The organism is Rhizobium sp. YTUHZ045, assembly GCF_051124255.1.
In the GTDB taxonomy this organism is placed as follows: Bacteria; Pseudomonadota; Alphaproteobacteria; order Rhizobiales; family Rhizobiaceae; genus Rhizobium.
In genome coordinates this window covers 185,965-201,231 of sequence record NZ_CP101436.1, presented here as the reverse complement: position 1 = coordinate 201,231, position 15,267 = coordinate 185,965, and the positions used below count along the sequence as shown (strand labels likewise).

General features: G+C 61.7%; 15 protein-coding genes. 6 read left to right on the top strand and 9 right to left on the bottom strand.

The window, feature by feature from the left end:
• The 3 genes from NMA58_RS32340 to NMA58_RS32330 are packed head-to-tail and all read right to left on the bottom strand — an operon-like array spanning position 1 to position 2,341.
• A complete protein-coding gene (locus NMA58_RS32340) occupies positions 1–726 on the bottom strand; it encodes an ABC transporter permease (protein ID WP_434715091.1) in 726 nt (241 codons plus the stop codon).
• A gap of 12 nt (positions 727–738) precedes the next feature.
• Positions 739–1,512: a transporter substrate-binding domain-containing protein gene (locus tag NMA58_RS32335; protein WP_430960612.1), complete on the bottom strand. Its 774-nt coding sequence runs from the start codon at positions 1,510–1,512 to the stop codon at positions 739–741.
• A gap of 49 nt (positions 1,513–1,561) precedes the next feature.
• The gene (locus NMA58_RS32330) at positions 1,562–2,341 is read right to left on the bottom strand and encodes an ABC transporter ATP-binding protein (protein WP_434715090.1); all 780 of its coding nucleotides are present in this window, start codon (positions 2,339–2,341) and stop codon (positions 1,562–1,564) included.
• A 162-nt stretch (positions 2,342–2,503) separates the two neighbouring features.
• Here NMA58_RS32330 and NMA58_RS32325 point away from each other — a divergent pair, with 162 nt between their 5' ends.
• The 6 genes from NMA58_RS32325 (at position 2,504) to mctP (ending at position 7,015) form a co-directional block, all read left to right on the top strand.
• Positions 2,504–2,968, top strand: a complete 465-nt coding sequence (locus tag NMA58_RS32325; RefSeq protein ID WP_064807195.1) for an Lrp/AsnC family transcriptional regulator — start codon at positions 2,504–2,506, stop codon at positions 2,966–2,968.
• 85 nt (positions 2,969–3,053) lie between these two features.
• Positions 3,054–4,439 carry a cache domain-containing protein gene (locus tag NMA58_RS32320; protein ID WP_434715089.1) on the top strand — a complete coding sequence of 462 codons (1,386 nt, stop codon included), beginning with the start codon at positions 3,054–3,056 and terminating at the stop codon, positions 4,437–4,439.
• On the top strand, positions 4,436–5,107 hold the full coding sequence (locus NMA58_RS32315; protein ID WP_434715088.1) for a response regulator transcription factor: 672 nt from the start codon (positions 4,436–4,438) through the stop codon (positions 5,105–5,107). Before NMA58_RS32320 ends, NMA58_RS32315 begins: the two co-directional genes overlap by 4 nt.
• 101 nt (positions 5,108–5,208) lie before the next feature.
• Positions 5,209–5,340 (top strand): hypothetical protein, encoded by a 132-nt coding sequence (locus NMA58_RS32310; RefSeq protein WP_434715087.1) that lies wholly within the window; start codon positions 5,209–5,211, stop codon positions 5,338–5,340.
• 12 nt (positions 5,341–5,352) lie between these two features.
• A complete protein-coding gene (locus NMA58_RS32305; protein ID WP_430960608.1) occupies positions 5,353–5,550 on the top strand; it encodes a DUF3311 domain-containing protein in 198 nt (65 codons plus the stop codon).
• A complete protein-coding gene (gene mctP, locus NMA58_RS32300; RefSeq protein WP_434715086.1) occupies positions 5,540–7,015 on the top strand; it encodes a sodium:solute symporter family monocarboxylate transporter in 1,476 nt (491 codons plus the stop codon). The genes NMA58_RS32305 and mctP overlap by 11 nt, the downstream gene beginning before the upstream one ends.
• Positions 7,016–7,093: 78 nt before the next feature.
• Here mctP and NMA58_RS32295 read toward each other — a convergent pair whose 3' ends face one another.
• From NMA58_RS32295 to NMA58_RS32270, 6 genes are all read right to left on the bottom strand, one after another.
• Positions 7,094–9,067 (bottom strand): HAMP domain-containing methyl-accepting chemotaxis protein, encoded by a 1,974-nt coding sequence (locus tag NMA58_RS32295; RefSeq protein WP_434715085.1) that lies wholly within the window; start codon positions 9,065–9,067, stop codon positions 7,094–7,096.
• A 638-nt stretch (positions 9,068–9,705) separates the two neighbouring features.
• A complete protein-coding gene (locus tag NMA58_RS32290; protein ID WP_434715084.1) occupies positions 9,706–10,776 on the bottom strand; it encodes an LLM class flavin-dependent oxidoreductase in 1,071 nt (356 codons plus the stop codon).
• A 313-nt stretch (positions 10,777–11,089) separates the two neighbouring features.
• Complete coding sequence (locus NMA58_RS32285) at positions 11,090–11,428, bottom strand: hypothetical protein (RefSeq protein ID WP_434715083.1); 339 nt, start codon at positions 11,426–11,428, stop codon at positions 11,090–11,092.
• Between the two features lie 95 nt (positions 11,429–11,523).
• Positions 11,524–12,621, bottom strand: coding sequence for an ABC transporter substrate-binding protein (locus NMA58_RS32280; protein ID WP_434715082.1), 1,098 nt, complete (start codon positions 12,619–12,621; stop codon positions 11,524–11,526).
• A 50-nt stretch (positions 12,622–12,671) separates the two neighbouring features.
• A complete protein-coding gene (locus tag NMA58_RS32275; protein ID WP_183699998.1) occupies positions 12,672–13,712 on the bottom strand; it encodes an ABC transporter permease in 1,041 nt (346 codons plus the stop codon).
• 18 nt (positions 13,713–13,730) lie between these two features.
• The gene (locus NMA58_RS32270) at positions 13,731–15,227 is read right to left on the bottom strand and encodes a sugar ABC transporter ATP-binding protein (RefSeq protein WP_434715080.1); all 1,497 of its coding nucleotides are present in this window, start codon (positions 15,225–15,227) and stop codon (positions 13,731–13,733) included.
• Positions 15,228–15,267 lie beyond the last annotated feature (40 nt).

Here is a 15,267-nt window from a genome sequence, read left to right as displayed (position 1 = left end):
TCAGGCCAGACGCGGCTGTCCCCGCCGCACCCGCCCTTCGATCAGTTTGAAGACGACGTTAGAAGCGAGTGTGATGGCGAGATAGAGAAGAGCCGAGGCAAGAAAAAAGACGAAGTAGTGTTTGGTGCTTGCCCCGGCGAGGCGGGTGGCGAGCGCCAGTTCCTGATAGCCGACGACCGCGACCAGCGCGCTGTCCTTGGTGACCGACATCCATAGATTGGCAAGGCCGGGCAGCGCATTCGGCAACAGCGCCGGCAAGAGGACGCGACGGAAGCGCAGCACCGGCCCCATGCCGAAAGCCTTGGCGGCCTCGATTTGGCCGACGGGAATGGCAAGGATCGCGCCGCGCAGCACCTCGGTCATATAGGCGCCCTGCACGAAGCCGAGAACTGCGACGGCGGCAACGAAACCGTTCACGTCGACCGGCGGCAGGTTGAATGCCGCCAGCAGCCGGTTGAGGCCATCGGTGCCGGCATAATAGAGCCCGACGATCAGGATCAGCTCGGGAACGGCGCGAATGACTGTCGTATAGAGATCGAGCACCAGGCGGAGCACAGGATTGCCTGAAAGCTTTCCAAGCGCACCGCCCGTGCCAAGCAGCAGGCCGACGGCGAAGGCGCAGGCGGAGATGGCGACCGTAGCAACCGCACCTGCCAGAAGAACGCCGCCCCATCCCGGAGGATAGGGGGAGAGCAGGTCCAGAATCCCTTGTTGCGCGGTCGCCATTTCTAGGAGAGCTTACTTCGCGCCGTAGATATCGAAATCGAAGTATTTCTTGGTGATTGCGTCGTATTGGCCGTTGGCGCGAACAGCAGCGATCGCCTTGTTCAACTTGGCTTTCAGCTCTGTATCTTCCTTGCGCAGGCCGCCCGAAACACCAGCGCCCAGGATCTCCTTGTCGTCGGCGACATCGCCCATATTGGCGCAGCAATCCTTGCCCGCATCGCTTTTGAGGAAAGCGTCGAGCGCGAGGGAATCACCGAAGACATAGTCGATGCGGCCGGAAGCGAGATCCTGGAAAGCTTCGTCGAGCGTCTGGTAGGTCTTCTCCTCGGCAACGGCAGCAAAATACTTCTTGTAATATTCCGACTGGATCGTCGATACTTGAATACCGATGGTCTTGCCCTTCACATCCTCTGCCGTTGCACCCGGCTTCTGGTCCTTGGGGCCGATCAGGGTGCTCGGGGTGTTGTAATATTTGTCGGTGAAGTCGATCACCTTCGAACGTTCCGCGGTGTTCGACATCGACGACCAGATCACGTCGAACTTCTTGCTCTCAAGAGCCGGAATGAGGCCGTCCCAGGAGATCTCGACGATCGAGCACTTCTCTTTCATCTCTTCGCAGACGGCATTCATCAGGTCGATTTCCCATCCGTGCCATTCGCCCGAGGCATCCTTGGCGAAGAAGGGCGGATAAGATTCGTTCATGATGCCGAAGCGGACTTCGGCCTGTGCCGCGACGGCGGAAAGCGCAAATGCGACGCCGGCGAAAAGCGTGGGGAGCAGTTTCATTCGCAGGATTCTCCTGGTTCGTGTTGTCGGTGATGGCTCGATGCAGTGATCAGTGGGCGCTAAGGCGGGTGAATTCTCGGCAGCGGGCGCTGACGGGCGCCCCGAAGACCTGCTCCGGCGGACCTTCCTCCTCGATCCGCCCTTGGTGCAGGAAGAGGACGCGGCTCGAGACGTCGCGAGCGAAGCGCATTTCATGCGTGACGATCAGCATGGTCCGGCCCTCTTCCGCCAGATCGCGAATGACTTTCAGCACCTCGCCAACCAGCTCGGGATCGAGCGCCGATGTCGGCTCATCGAACAGCATGACGGCGGGATCGACGCAGAGTGCCCTTGCGATCGCCGCGCGCTGCTGCTGGCCGCCGGACAGAAAGGCGGGATAGGCGTCGCGCTTGTCGAAGAGCCCGACCTTGTGCAGCAGGGCTTCCGCCTTTTCGATCGCTTCGCGCCTGGAAACGCCCATGACATGCACCGGCGCCTCGATGACGTTTTCCAGCACGGTCCGATGAGCCCAGAGATTGAAGCTCTGAAAGACCATGCCGAGCCCGGTTCGCAGCCGCTCGATCTGCCTCCAGCTCTGCGGCTGCAGCCGTCCGCCGCGGCCGCTCTTCAGAGCGACTTCCTCGCCGTTCACGGCGATGCGGCCACGATCCGGCGTTTCCAGAAAATTGATGCATCTAAGGAAGGTGCTCTTGCCAGAACCGGACGAGCCGATAATGGAGATGACGTCAGACTTATGGGCCTCAGCCGAAATACCCTTGAGAACCTGTTGCGAGCCGAAGCTTTTATGAAGATCTTCGACGCGAAGAGCAGGAGTGGGCTGATCCGACATGCATGGGTCCGGCTAAACTGAGTTTGCGAAGGATAATGATAAAGTTGCGCGGTTTTTTCGCGCAATTTCTGCCTCTTCTGCATTTAATGTGCAAAATAATCTTTCTCATGCGGCAAACCAGGCAGAACGCATGAGCCGCGAAACGCCGAAATGGACTGGATAATGGAACAACTGGATCGTTTTGACCGTGACATCCTCGATATCGTTCAGCGCGACTGCCAGCTGAAGGCCGAAACGATCGCCGAGCGGGTAGGTTTGTCGGTCTCGGCGGTGCAGCGGCGGCTGAAGCGGCTGCGCGAGGAGGGCATCATCAAGGCGGAGGTCGCCGTCCTCGACCGTAAGGCGACGGGTACATCGATGGTGTTCATCGTCGGGATGGAGATCGAGCGGGACAATTACGACGCCTTGGCGAAGTTCCGCGTCTGGGCGGAAAAACAGGATCATATCCAGCAGGTCTATTACGTCACGGGCGCGGTCGATCTGATCGCGATCGTGACCGCCCGCGACGTCGAGCATTATGACGACATCGCCGCCCTCATCATGGCTGACAATCCGCAGATCCGCCGCATGCATACGAATGTGGTGCTGCGGGACGTCAAGCTCGGCCTGTTCGTGCCCCTGGAATAGCCATCACCTCATACCGCCGGCAAGCTGCTGGACTCATGTCGGACAAAGGGCATAATTCCGGACGCAATTTCGGGAGGAACGAGCCTTGACTTTACGACACCAGATCATCGCATTGGCGATCGTTCCGCTCGTCATTTCGATCCTTGCAATCACCACCTTCATCACCTGGCAGTCGGCAAATCTCGCCAAGAACAGCATCGACACATTCGAACAGAACATGCTGAAGACCAAGGAAGGCGAAATCCTCAATCTGACCAATCTTGCCCTGTCCGCCATCCAGACGATCTACGACAAGGCCGGCCCCGACGACGAAGCCGCCAAGCAGCGGGTGGCTGGGATTCTGACCTCTCTCGACTATGGCAGGGATGGCTATTTCTTCGTCTACGACCATGACGGCAACAATATCGTCCATCCGCGCCAGAGTTTCCGGCATGGCCAGAATTGGCTGGACCTGACCGATCCTGACGGCGACAAGGTGATTGCCGAGCTGATCGCCACGGCAAAGGCGGGCGGCGGCCTGCATCAATATAAATGGCAGAAACCTTCCACGGGACAGATTGCCGACAAGCTCTCCTTCGTCGTCAGCCTCGACAAATGGCGCTGGGTGGTGGGCACCGGCGTCTATCTGGACGACGTCTTTGCCCAGAGCGCGGCCGCCAATGCCGTGATGCGCGCCAACATCAGGCGAACCTTCGTCATCGTCGCGCTGATTGCCGTGCCCTCGGTGCTCGTCGTCTTCACGACCTGCATGCTCCTGACCTTCCACGAGCGCCGCATGGCCGACAGCCGCCTTAAGGAACTGACGCAGCGGGTCATCGACACCCAGGAAGAGGAGCGCACGCGGCTGGCGCGCGAGCTGCATGACGGCATCTCGCAGACCCTTCTCGGCGTGCGCTATGCAATGGACCTCGCCGGCCGCAAGGTCAGGACCAATGTCGACGATGCGGCGCTGACCATCGATCGCGGTGTCGAGGCGCTGAACGGCGCCATCAAGGAAATACGGCTGCTTTCGCACGATCTGCGCCCCCGCGTGCTCGACGATCTCGGCCTGACCGCGGCGCTCGAGGCCCTCTGTCATCACTTTGCCGAACGGACGGGGATCGAGACTGACATCGACGCCTCGGGCTTTAATGGCATGCTGAAGGTGGAAGCCAGCACCGCCCTCTACCGCGTCGCCCAAGAGGCCTTCAACAATGTCGAGCGGCACTCGGGCGCCTCGAAGCTTTCGGTCAAGCTGTGGAGCGACGGCGGCCGCGCCCGCATGACGATTTCAGACAACGGCACCGGCTTCGACGGCAGCAAGGACGGCGGATCCGGCGGATCGGGTCTCGGGCTGCGCAACATGCAGGAGCGCATGGCCCACTTCCGCGGGCTGTTGCTCATCAACAGCAGCGAGTCCGGCACGACGCTGACGGCGATGATGCCGAGATCGGCCAATCTGCCCGCCGGCAAGCAGGCTGAAGCCGCATGAACGAACGCGCGAAAATCAGGGTTCTCCTGGTCGACAACCATCCGCTGGTGCTGGACGGGTTGAAAGCGGTGCTCGAAACATTCGACCATATCGAAGTCGCCGGCACCGCCGGGCTCGCGCAAACGGGTCTCGACATCGCCCGGCAGATCCAGCCGCAGGTGGTGTTGATGGATATCAACATGCCGAAACTCAGCGGCATCGATGCGATCGAACTGTTCAGGAACGAGCTTCCCCAAGCCCGGGTCGTAATGCTCTCCATGCATGACAGCCGGGAATACATCTCCTCCTCGGTCATGCATGGCGCTGCCGGCTACGTGCTCAAAGATGTTTCGACGGACGAGATCGTTGCGGCCATCGAGACCGTGGCGGCCGGGGGCACCTATTTCTCCTCAGGGGTCTTCGATGCGCTTATGGGCGAACGCGCGGAGGAGGGGAGTGCCCCTCTGACGCCTCGTGAGCGCGACATTCTCGGGCTGATCGTTGCCGGCAGAAGCAACAGGGAGATTGCCGAAGCGCTCGGAATAACCTCCGCCACGGCGGAAACGCACCGCAAGAACCTCAAGAAGAAGCTCGGCATCGCCACCACGGCCGGCCTCATCCGTTACGCGCTCGATCACGGTATCGTCTCGAAAATCAGCGGAAATCCTCGCCTACCCACTTCTGGGTAGATGCCGGCATTTCCGCCCCGCGCCCATCTTGTGACGACAAAACCGACGCCATAGGACTCCCTCCGCGGCTGGCCAAGTGTCAGTCGTTGGGAGGAATTCATATGCGTTACATCAGCTTTCGATCGGCTGGAAAGGTCGAGCGATCCGAACCGGGCTCGCCGCAGCCTGCGGCTGACAGACCCGCCTTCCACGCCGACAACTGGAACATGGCTGCCGCCCCCCGCGGCGCCTGAAAGGTACCCGACATGGAAAAACCACATAGCAAGGCAGCGCTGTGGCTGCTTATCATCCCGTACATAGGGCTGCTCTGGCCGCCGTTCTACAATCTCCGTGAGCCGGCGCTTTTCGGCTTTCCCTTCTTCTACTGGTATCAGCTTCTCTGGGTGCCGATCACCGCGACGCTGACCTGGATCGCCTATCGGAGTGTTCGCCATGACGACTGACATCGACGGTACGGCGCTTGCCGTCTTCATCTTCTTCTTCGCGCTTGTCACCGTCATGGGTTTCGTCGCCAGCCGCTGGCGCAAGCCCGAGACGCTGGCCCATATCGATGAATGGGGTCTCGGCGGACGCAACTTCGGTACCTGGATTACCTGGTTCCTCGTCGGCGGCGATTTCTACACCGCCTATACCGTGATCGCCGTGCCGGCGCTGGTCTACACGGTCGGCGCTTACGGCTTCTTCGCGTTGCCCTATACGATCGTCGTCTATCCCTTCGTCTTCATGGTCATGCCGGTGCTGTGGAAACGCGCCAAGGATTTCGGCTATGTGACGGCCGCCGACGTCGTCCATGGTCAATACGGATCGCGCGGTCTCGAGCTTGCCGTCGCGGCGACCGGCGTCATCGCCACCATGCCTTACATCGCCCTGCAGCTCGTCGGCATGACGGCGGTCCTGAAGGCGCTCGGACTGCATGGCGAACTGCCGCTGGCGATCGCCTTCATCGTGCTGGCGCTCTATACTTATTCGGCGGGCCTGCGCGCGCCCGCCTTGATCGCCTTCGTCAAGGACATCATGATCTATATCGTCGTGATCGCCGCGGTCGCGCTGATCCCGTCGAAGCTCGGCGGCTACGCCAATGTCTTCGCCTCGGCCGATGCGGCCTTCCAGGCCAAGGGCTCCGGCAACCTGCTGCTGGGCGGCAATCAGTACGTCGCCTATGCCACGCTCGCTCTGGGCTCGGCGCTTGCGGCCTTCATGTATCCGCATACGCTGACAGGCATCTTTGCCTCCAACAGCGGCAAGACGATCCGCAAGAATGCGATCATGCTGCCGGCCTATACGCTGCTGCTCGGCCTTCTGGCGCTGCTCGGCTATATGGGCCATGCCGCCAACCTGAAGCTTGACAGTGCGAACGACGTCGTTCCCACGCTGTTCAAGACGCTGTTTTCGGGCTGGTTCTCCGGCTTCGCCTTTGCCGCGATCGCCATCGGCGCGCTGGTGCCGGCGGCGGTGATGAGCATTGGCGCGGCCAATCTCTTCACCCGCAACTTCTGGAAGGCCTATGTCGATCCCAAAATCAGCGATGCGGGCGAGGCCAAGGTCGCCAAGGTGACATCGCTCGTCGTCAAGGTCGGCGCGCTGCTTGTCATCCTCTTCCTGCCGACGCAGTTCGCCCTCGACCTGCAACTGCTCGGCGGCATCTGGATCCTGCAGACGCTCCCGGCGCTGGTCTTCGGTCTCTACACCGGCTGGTTCCGTGCACCCGGCCTGCTTGCCGGCTGGTTCGTCGGCTTCTGCGGCGGCACCTTCCTGGTCTGGGATGCCGGCTGGAAGCCTCTGCATCTGATCAGCCTCGGCGGCGAACCCTTCACCGTCTATACCGGCCTGCTGGCGCTGGCGGCAAACATCGCGGTTGCAGTCGTGGTCAACGCCCTGCTTCCAGCCAGGGCCCCGGCTCGGGCGTAGGCACGAAAACGCGAAGGGCAGCAAACGCTGCCCTTCCTCATTGCAAATTATGGCAGGGGCGCAGGAGCGCTTCCGCGATCAGAATTCTTCCCAATCGCCCGCCAATGCCGTGTTCCCCTGGACCGCCGCGCCGCCCTGGAACGACTTGCCGATCTTCGCGATCATCTGCCGAGCGGGCGAGGCGACAGCTTGAGCGTGCTGCGCTGCTGCGGCGGGCGGCGTCATGCGCCTTGATGCCACCGCTCCGCCGATATTGAACTGGCTGAGCAACTGGAACAGCGCATCGGCTTCCTTGGCGAGGTTGTGGGCGGCAGCTGTGGCTTCCTCCACCATGGCGGCGTTCTGCTGCGTGCCCTGATCCATCCTGTTGACAGCGGCGTTGATCTCTTTCAGCCCCGTCGCCTGTTCCTGCGAAGCGCCGACGATCGCGCCGACATTGCCGTCGACCTGCTGCACCTGCGCGGCAATCTCCTGCAAGGCCTTTCCGGTCTCGCCGACGAGGGCGACGCCGCTCTTCACATGGCCGTTCGAAGCGTTGATCAGTTCCTTGATCTCCTTTGCCGCCTTGGCGGAACGCTGCGCCAATTCGCGCACTTCCTGGGCGACGACGGCAAAGCCCTTGCCGGCTTCACCGGCGCGGGCGGCTTCGACGCCGGCATTCAGCGCCAGCAGGTTGGTCTGGAAGGCGATCTCGTCGATGACGCCGATGATGCTTCCGATCTCAGTGGCGGAGGATTCGATCTTGCCCATGGCGTCGACCGCATCGCGAACGACGCTGCCGGAGCGTTCCGCATTGTCCTTGGTCTTGCGGACGAGCTGCCCGGCTTCCTGAGCCCTGTGGCTGGAGTCGGCGACGGTGGTCGTGATTTCTTCCAGAGCAGCGGCGGTTTCCTCGACGGAAGCGGCCTGCTGTTCGGTCCGCTTCGCGAGATCGTCCGAGGCCGACCGGATCTCCTGTGCGCCGGCCGCGATAGCGCTGGCGTTCTGAGAGACCTTCTGCATGGCGGCGCGGAGCTTTTCGACCGCGGCATTGAAGTCGGCGCGGAGCTTTTCCAGGGACGGAATGAACGGGGTGTCGATCTGCTGCGTGAGGTCGCCGTCTGCCAGGGCCTGCAAGGCGTCGCCGAGCCGGCCGACAGCCTGGTCCGTTTGCTCCGCATGGGTGCGGCGTTCGTCGGCATCCTGCTCGAGGCGTTGCCGCTCCGCGATAGCCCGCTTGCTTTCCGCATCGGCTTGCCGTGCCGCCTTCGCCGAAATCGCGTCACGCAAGCCGGCCACGGCGCGCGCGAGCTTGCCGATCTCGTCGCCGCGCGCTTCGAGGCGACGGTCGCCGTCGAGATTGCCTTCCGCCATCGCTTTTAGCGAAAGCTGGAGTTTTGCCAGCGGACCGACAATCGTACGGGATGTGATGACGGCAGCGACAATAGAGAGAAGAGCCGCGATCCCCAGCGCCGTCAGCACGATCGGCTTGAACCCGCTTGCCGAACTGCGAACCTTACCGCCAATCGTTTTGTTCAGCGCTTCCTGATAGTCGATGAATTTATTGATGGCGCCGAGCCACTGCACGAAAGCCGGACGGGCCTGTTCGAGCAGGATCTTGCGGGCCGCCTCGCCGTCGCCCTTCTCCTGCAGCGCGATGATCTCGGCGACCAGAGGATTGGTTTTCGCCTGAATGCCGGCAATCTCGGTGAGAATGGCTTTTTCCTGATCCGTGGCACCTGCCGGGGATGCAACCATGTCGGCCATGCGCTTTTCATTCTCGGCATAAGTGGCCGCGAGCTTATCGATCAGCGCCTCGGCGGCCTTGCGTTCATCCGCCGAGGTCACCAGGGTCACGTCGCGGATGGCGATCGCCCGATCATGCACGCTGCCGCGATAGTTGATGGCAAAGCGTTGCTTGACGCTGTTGACGTCATTGATCGTTTCAAGATCGCTGTTGATCTTCGCGACCTCGACCGCCGAATAGATGGCCAGGCCGGCCATCAGCAGAACCAGGAAGCTGAAGCCGAGGGTGAGACGCACCGCGATCCCGAAATTCTTAATGCTGTTCATTGGCACTCTCCATGGTTGGCGAGGTTATCAAAAGTCGCTGGGGCATCAGGATCGCTCGCGACTCCTCATTCAAGCGTGCGGTCCTCGGTCCGTACCCGAACGCGTCCCGAGGCGCTGTTCGCGCCCGACATGCCACTTCGCATGAACTGCACGTTCAGGGAGCGGCCGAGCCAATGCCCAGAAGCGCGGAAGCGCGCGTGAAAGTAACATCGTCGATTTCGTGCAAGATTTCGGAAGCCCGGCTCGCCGTCATGGCGTAGGTGACGATCCTGAGAACGCCTTCCCGATATCCTAAAAATTTAGGGGAATATATTTTAGAGAATGTAAACGGAGACGGCAGAGAGCCAGTAAGCTGCGCTTTTCGTATATCTTGTCGGCATTTTTTACACGGATGTAATGCGCGAAGTGTATGCTAAGTTGTTTCGCAGAAACGGCCGACATCTGCTGTTGTAAATTCGGCGCTCAACTCTTTGGCCGCCTTGCACTCGGACAATGATCTGGGAACGCCGGACAAAAATCGCGAATCACTTCGGATGCACTGCGGCAGCGCAAACGATGTTTGGCGCCGACTCAACGGCCGCAACAATGTGCTGCAACGATCCGACATCCTGTGCTCATGGAATTGCCCGTCAGCGGCGTCAGCCACGCAGCAGCGGCAGCAGCTGATCGCCCTGCCGCTTGATTTCCGAGAGATAGGGCGTATCGGACAGCACGAAATGCGTGATCCCCAGATCCTGATATTTGCGCAGCGATCGGGCGACATCCGCCGCCGAGCCGACCAGCCAGGTGGTGCCGGCGCCGCCGCCGCCGAACTTGCCCGGCGCGGTATAGAGATTGTCGTCGAGGACGTCGCCGCGCTCATACAAAGAGAGCAGCCGTTGCTGGCCGACAGCCAGCACGCGCTGGTGATCGTGCCAGCCGACGCCGTTGTTCTTCGCCATCTCGGCGACCTTCGCCTCGGCATCGGCCCAGGCCTCATCCGTCGTGTCGCGGACAAGCGTTGTGATCCGCAGCCCGAATTCCAGCGGGGGAAGGTCGCGGTCGAGGTCCCGGCTCAGTCCCTTGAGCCGGTCGATCCGTTCCCGGACGCCGTCGAGCGGCTCGCCCCAGAAAAGCTGGACATCGGCCTCGGAGGCCGCCACCCGTTCGGCCGCCTCCGACGCACCGCCAAAATAGAATTTCGGGTGCCGGCGGTCGCCGCGGACCTCGATGCGCGGCACCACGGTGGATTCGGTGACCCGGAAATGCTCGCCTGCCGATGTGACGTTTTCTTCCGTCCATAACCTGCGGACCAGCCGCATGAACTCCCTCGTCCTGCTATAACGATGCGCCTGATCGCCCTCGCTGTCGCCATAGGCGGCCAGATCATCCTTGCCTGAGACGATGTTGATCCGCACGCGACCGCCCGTGAGGTGGTCGAGCGTCGCCGCTGCGGACGCGAAATTCGCCGGCTGCCAATAACCCGGACGGATTGCAATCAGCGGCTCGAAGGTGGTGGTGCGTGCGGCGAGCGAGGCGGCGACGGTGAACGTGTCGGGGCGGCCCCAGCCGGTGCCGATGAGCGCGCCCTTCCAGCCATGCTCCTCCAGCGCCTTCGCATGGCTGGTCAGCGTGTCGAGGCTGTTGTGATTGTCGACGGCGGAATCGCCGCGATGGCCGGGCCTGACATCGTTTGGAATATACCAGAGAAATTCGGAATTATTGCTCATGCGATGCTGCGGATCTGCGTGGTTGGAAGAAGAAGGCCTCCCGGCGAATCATGCGGTTATCTGCCTCGCCGAGGCTCCCATGCGGGGTAAGATGGAGCATTACCCACTAAATCAGTAGACTATTTTATTTAATAATGGCGGCGCTGATGAAAAATTGTGCCACAGGTCGGTGCCCGCGGGCTTGGCAGCGTCCCAATAGGAAAAGCGCCTGGAATGCTTGTTCGCAGACGCTTTAAGATTGTTCGATCCCTGTTCTCGATCTTACGGCCGGGCAGCGTCCGTCGCTCCAGTCGGCGCGGAAAATGCCCGGCGGTCAGGCAATGGCCGGCGGGTATTCGTTGGCCTGGAAGACGTGGTGATGCACCTTGCCGGTGAAGAGCTGCAGGAGTTCGCCGGTGACCTCGCGGCTCTCGAAGCGCACATCGGAGCGAAGCGCTGCGTTCACCGCATCCATATCGGGATAACGTATGGCGAGAGCCATGGCATAGACCGGAGCGCCTTCGTCGCGCTCCATGCCATCAAGCACCCGGACTTCCTCGGCGCCTGGAAATTTCGTCCAGAGAGGGACGAGCCGCTGCCTGACAAAGGCGCGGAATTCCTCTTCTCGACCGGGATGGATTTGGCCTTCAAACAAAGCATAACGAATGATCATGGGTTCTCTTTTCCAAATCTCGCCGGAGCTGGATCGATATTGGCGTGGTGTCAGCGGGGGTAAGGGCGTATCCGCAGATACGCCCTTGGGAAGGCTTATTTGCCCCAGATTTTCTTGTATTGATCGCGGTAGCCGTTGTCGGGATCGAAGCTGTTCTTCGGCCCGCCGTCGAATTCGACGTTCGCGCTGGTCACCACGTGCAGCGGCGACACGTAGCCCGACCACGGCGCACCCGCGAAAGCACGGTTCAGTTCGTCGACGAGCTGCCAGCCCTGGAGGTTGAGCGGCTCGGCGACCGTGACGGCCTGATACTGCTTGGCGCGAATGCGCTGATAGGCGCTCTCCGAACCGTCACCCGCGGCGACGTTGACCGGCTTTCCGTCGCCGGCAATGCCGGCCGAGGCGAGCGACGGTCCCATGAAGTCGTAATAGAGGTCGTTGATCGCCAGCGAATGCGTCCACTTGGCGCCGTACTTCTGCAGAAGCGACGTGGTCAGCTGCGGCATGCGCTGGGAGGTTTCGGCAATTGGCGTGTCGACATATTCGAGCACCGTGCCGCCGAGATCTTCGATCTCCTTCTTCATGCGGTCTGCCTTGGCAATCGCGATCGCATAGGTGGAGTCGGTGAAAATAATGACGCCGGGCTTGCCGCCGGCATCGGCAAAGGCCCAGTCCGCCGCAGACTTGGATACTTCCATTGCATCGGTAGTCACGTTGGCGAAGACGCCGACTTCCGGAACCGGACCGACGGCCGAGGCGGCGTGCCAGGAGACCATCGGAATGCCGACAGCCTTTGCCGCTTCCATTGCCGGCTTCTGCTCGACGGCGTCGAAGCCGTTGATGATGATGCCATCGGGCTTCAGCGCCATGGCTTGGCCGAAGGCCGCCGTCCGGCCGCCGATCGAACCAGCGCCGTCGAGCACTTTCACGGTCCAGCCGAGCGCGCTGGCCGCTTCCTGCACGCCATTGGCCACGCCGAGGATTCCGCCGTTTTTCATATCGGCCGCAAGAATGACGATGTTCTTTCCGGTGGCGCCTTTGGGGCCGCTCGTCGGGCCATCCCATGCGCTCACCTTGGACGCATATTTCTCGACCACCGCTTTGGCGTCGGCCATGGAATCGGCCAGTGCCGGCACGCTGAGCATAAAGGCGACGGTTGCGACCGTTGCCTGCAATAAAGTCCTGCGCTTCATGTTCACTCCTCCATTTTGTTTGTTATGAAATGCCGGCCGGGCCGGCATCCTCATTTGGATGCGGGTGTGATCCTCCTCACAGCTCCGCGCTTGCGCTGGGCGTAGCCTGCGATGCCGATGGCAATCAGCAGGGTCACGCCGTTGAACAGCGGTTCGACGAAGAACGACCCGCCGAATTGCTGAATTCCAGATATCCCCACCGCCAGGATGATGACGCCGATCAGAGTGCCCCAGACGTTCACCCGTCCCGGCTTGATCGTGGTCGATCCAAGGAAAGCGCCGACAAGCGCCGGCAGCAGATATTCGAGGCCGACGCTCGCCTGGCCGATGCGCAGCTTCGAGGCCAGCAAGACCCCGGTCAGGGCCGCCAGCAGCCCTGACGTGACGAATGCGCCCATCACGAATTTGCGGACGGGAATGCCGTTGAGGGCCGCGGCCTTGGGATTGGCGCCGATCGCATAGAGATAACGGCCGATCGGCAGGTATTCGAGCACGATCCACATGCAGATGGCGATCAGCAGCACGTAGAAGCCGGTGATCGGCAGGCCGAACAGCATGGTGCCGTTCAGCGCGTAGAAACCTTCAGGCAGGACCCCGACCACTTGCCGGCCGCCGGTGTGCCAAAGGGCAAGCGCATAAAGGACCGTACCGGTGCCGAGGGTGGCGATGAAGCTATCGATCTTGGCGACCTCGACGAGCAGACCGTTGATGAAGCCGGTGAGGACGCCAAGCGCGAGAACGATGAGGACGGCGACCGGCCAGGGAAGGCCGTAGACCGTCTGCAGGCTGATTGCGAGAATATGCCAGAGCACGATGCCGTAGCCGACCGTCAGGTCGATGCGGCCCGACGCCATCGGGATCATCGCGGCGAGCGACAGGAGGGCAATGATCGCCTTGTCGGAGACGATCGAACGAACATTCAGGACCGTCGGAAACGTATCCGGCAGCATGATCGAAAAGAGCAGGATCAGGCCGACTGTCAGGATCACCAGACCATAAACCGGAATCAGGCGCCCGATCTTCTGTCCGGCGGACAAGCCGGCCATTTCGCTCTTGGTCGGCTCCAGCGCGGTGGATTCAATGGATTGCATGGCTGTTCTCCCGATGGCTCAAGCAGCTTCCGATGCGGATGCGGCCGTGATGACCGCCTCCGTCGTCAGGGCGCTTCCAGTCAGTTCGCTGACGATTTTGCCGCGCGAGAAAACCAGCGCGCGGTGGCAGATATGGGCGATTTCCTCGAAATCCGTCGACACAACGACGACTGCGAGACCAGCTTCCAGCGCCTGCGTGATCAGGCGGTAGATTTCCGCACGCGCGCCGATGTCGACTCCGGCGGTCGGATCTTCGGCGATCAGCAGCTTCCGGCCGGTCGCCAGCCAGCGGCCGACGACGACCTTCTGCTGGTTGCCGCCCGACAGAGCTTCCACCGGCAGATCCGGATCGTTCGGCCTGAGGCCGACGGACTGGCCGATCGCATGGGCAAGGTCGGCTTCGCCGCGCGGAGACAGGAAGGAAAAAAGCCCGCGTCCGACGGCGCCGGGGTTGATATAAGTATTTTCTCGAATGGACAGCGAGAGCGCGACGGATTCCTCCGTCCGGTCGCGGGCGATCAATCCGATGCCCGACGCCATTGCGCTCAGCGGGCTCGAAAGGTCCGGAGTTTGGTCATGCAGCAGGATCGTGCCGCCGAAGGGCTCGCAGCCGAACAAGGCGCGGCCGATCCGTTCCTGACCGGCGCCGCGCAAGCCGGCGAGCCCCAGAAGTTCGCCCTGTCTTATATCGAACGATATCGGGCTCGTGCCGGCGCAGACGAGATCGCGCACCTTGACGATCGCCTTGCCGGGCTTGATCTCGGTCTTCGAAAAGAGACCGTCGCCGCTGCGGCCGATGATCATCGTCACCAGTTCGTCGGGAGTGGTCTCGCTGACCGGATTCTGCCCGACCATGCATCCGTCGCGCAGGACGGCGACGCGATCGGCGATGCGGAAAATCTCGTCCAGCCTGTGGGAGACATAGATCATGCCGACGCCGCGCTCCTTCAGGGGACGGATCGCGTTGAACAGCCGATCGACTTCGTCGGCGGGCAAGCTCGCCGTCGGCTCGTCAAGCACCAGAACGTCGGCTTCGACGGCAAGCGCGCGGGCAATGGCGACGAGGGATTTTTCGGTGCGCGACAGAGCCGAGACCCGCGTCGTCGGATCGAAATCGCAGCCGACCAGCTTCAGGGCCTCTTTCGCGCGCGCCTGCGTCCTGTTCCAGTCGATCAGACCCTGGCGCATCGAGAAACCCTGCGACAGGCCCATGTTCTCGCCGACCGTCATCCACTCGATCAAGCCGAGATCCTGATGGATGAAAGCCACCGGCTGCCGCTCGTTCGGCTTCGGCGGGCGATGATGATAGCTCTGGCCGCGAAACAGGATGTCGCCGTTATCGGGCTTGTAGATGCCGGCCAGGGTCTTGATCAGCGTCGATTTCCCGGCGCCGTTTTCGCCGAGCAGCGCCAGGATCTCGCCCTCGCGCAGGTCGATCGAGACGTCACGCAGCGCCTGCGTGCCGCCGAAGCTTTTGGTGATCGATTGGAACTCCAGCAGTCTCTTGGCTTCCACTGTGGCTCCTCCCAAAGCTGCAGCTGTCGTCATGAACAGA

Coding starts and splice junctions, on each gene's coding strand:
- NMA58_RS32305 (WP_430960608.1), top strand. CDS start 5,353: ATGGAAAAACCACATAGCAAGGCAGCGCTGTGGCTGCTTATCATCCCG.
- NMA58_RS32330 (WP_434715090.1), bottom strand. CDS start 2,341: ATGTCGGATCAGCCCACTCCTGCTCTTCGCGTCGAAGATCTTCATAAA.
- NMA58_RS32275 (WP_183699998.1), bottom strand. CDS start 13,712: ATGCAATCCATTGAATCCACCGCGCTGGAGCCGACCAAGAGCGAAATG.
- NMA58_RS32290 (WP_434715084.1), bottom strand. CDS start 10,776: ATGAGCAATAATTCCGAATTTCTCTGGTATATTCCAAACGATGTCAGG.
- NMA58_RS32325 (WP_064807195.1), top strand. CDS start 2,504: ATGGAACAACTGGATCGTTTTGACCGTGACATCCTCGATATCGTTCAG.
- NMA58_RS32285 (WP_434715083.1), bottom strand. CDS start 11,428: ATGATCATTCGTTATGCTTTGTTTGAAGGCCAAATCCATCCCGGTCGA.
- mctP (WP_434715086.1), top strand. CDS start 5,540: ATGACGACTGACATCGACGGTACGGCGCTTGCCGTCTTCATCTTCTTC.
- NMA58_RS32340 (WP_434715091.1), bottom strand. CDS start 726: ATGGCGACCGCGCAACAAGGGATTCTGGACCTGCTCTCCCCCTATCCT.
- NMA58_RS32295 (WP_434715085.1), bottom strand. CDS start 9,067: ATGAACAGCATTAAGAATTTCGGGATCGCGGTGCGTCTCACCCTCGGC.
- NMA58_RS32310 (WP_434715087.1), top strand. CDS start 5,209: ATGCGTTACATCAGCTTTCGATCGGCTGGAAAGGTCGAGCGATCCGAA.
- NMA58_RS32315 (WP_434715088.1), top strand. CDS start 4,436: ATGAACGAACGCGCGAAAATCAGGGTTCTCCTGGTCGACAACCATCCG.
- NMA58_RS32335 (WP_430960612.1), bottom strand. CDS start 1,512: ATGAAACTGCTCCCCACGCTTTTCGCCGGCGTCGCATTTGCGCTTTCC.
- NMA58_RS32280 (WP_434715082.1), bottom strand. CDS start 12,621: ATGAAGCGCAGGACTTTATTGCAGGCAACGGTCGCAACCGTCGCCTTT.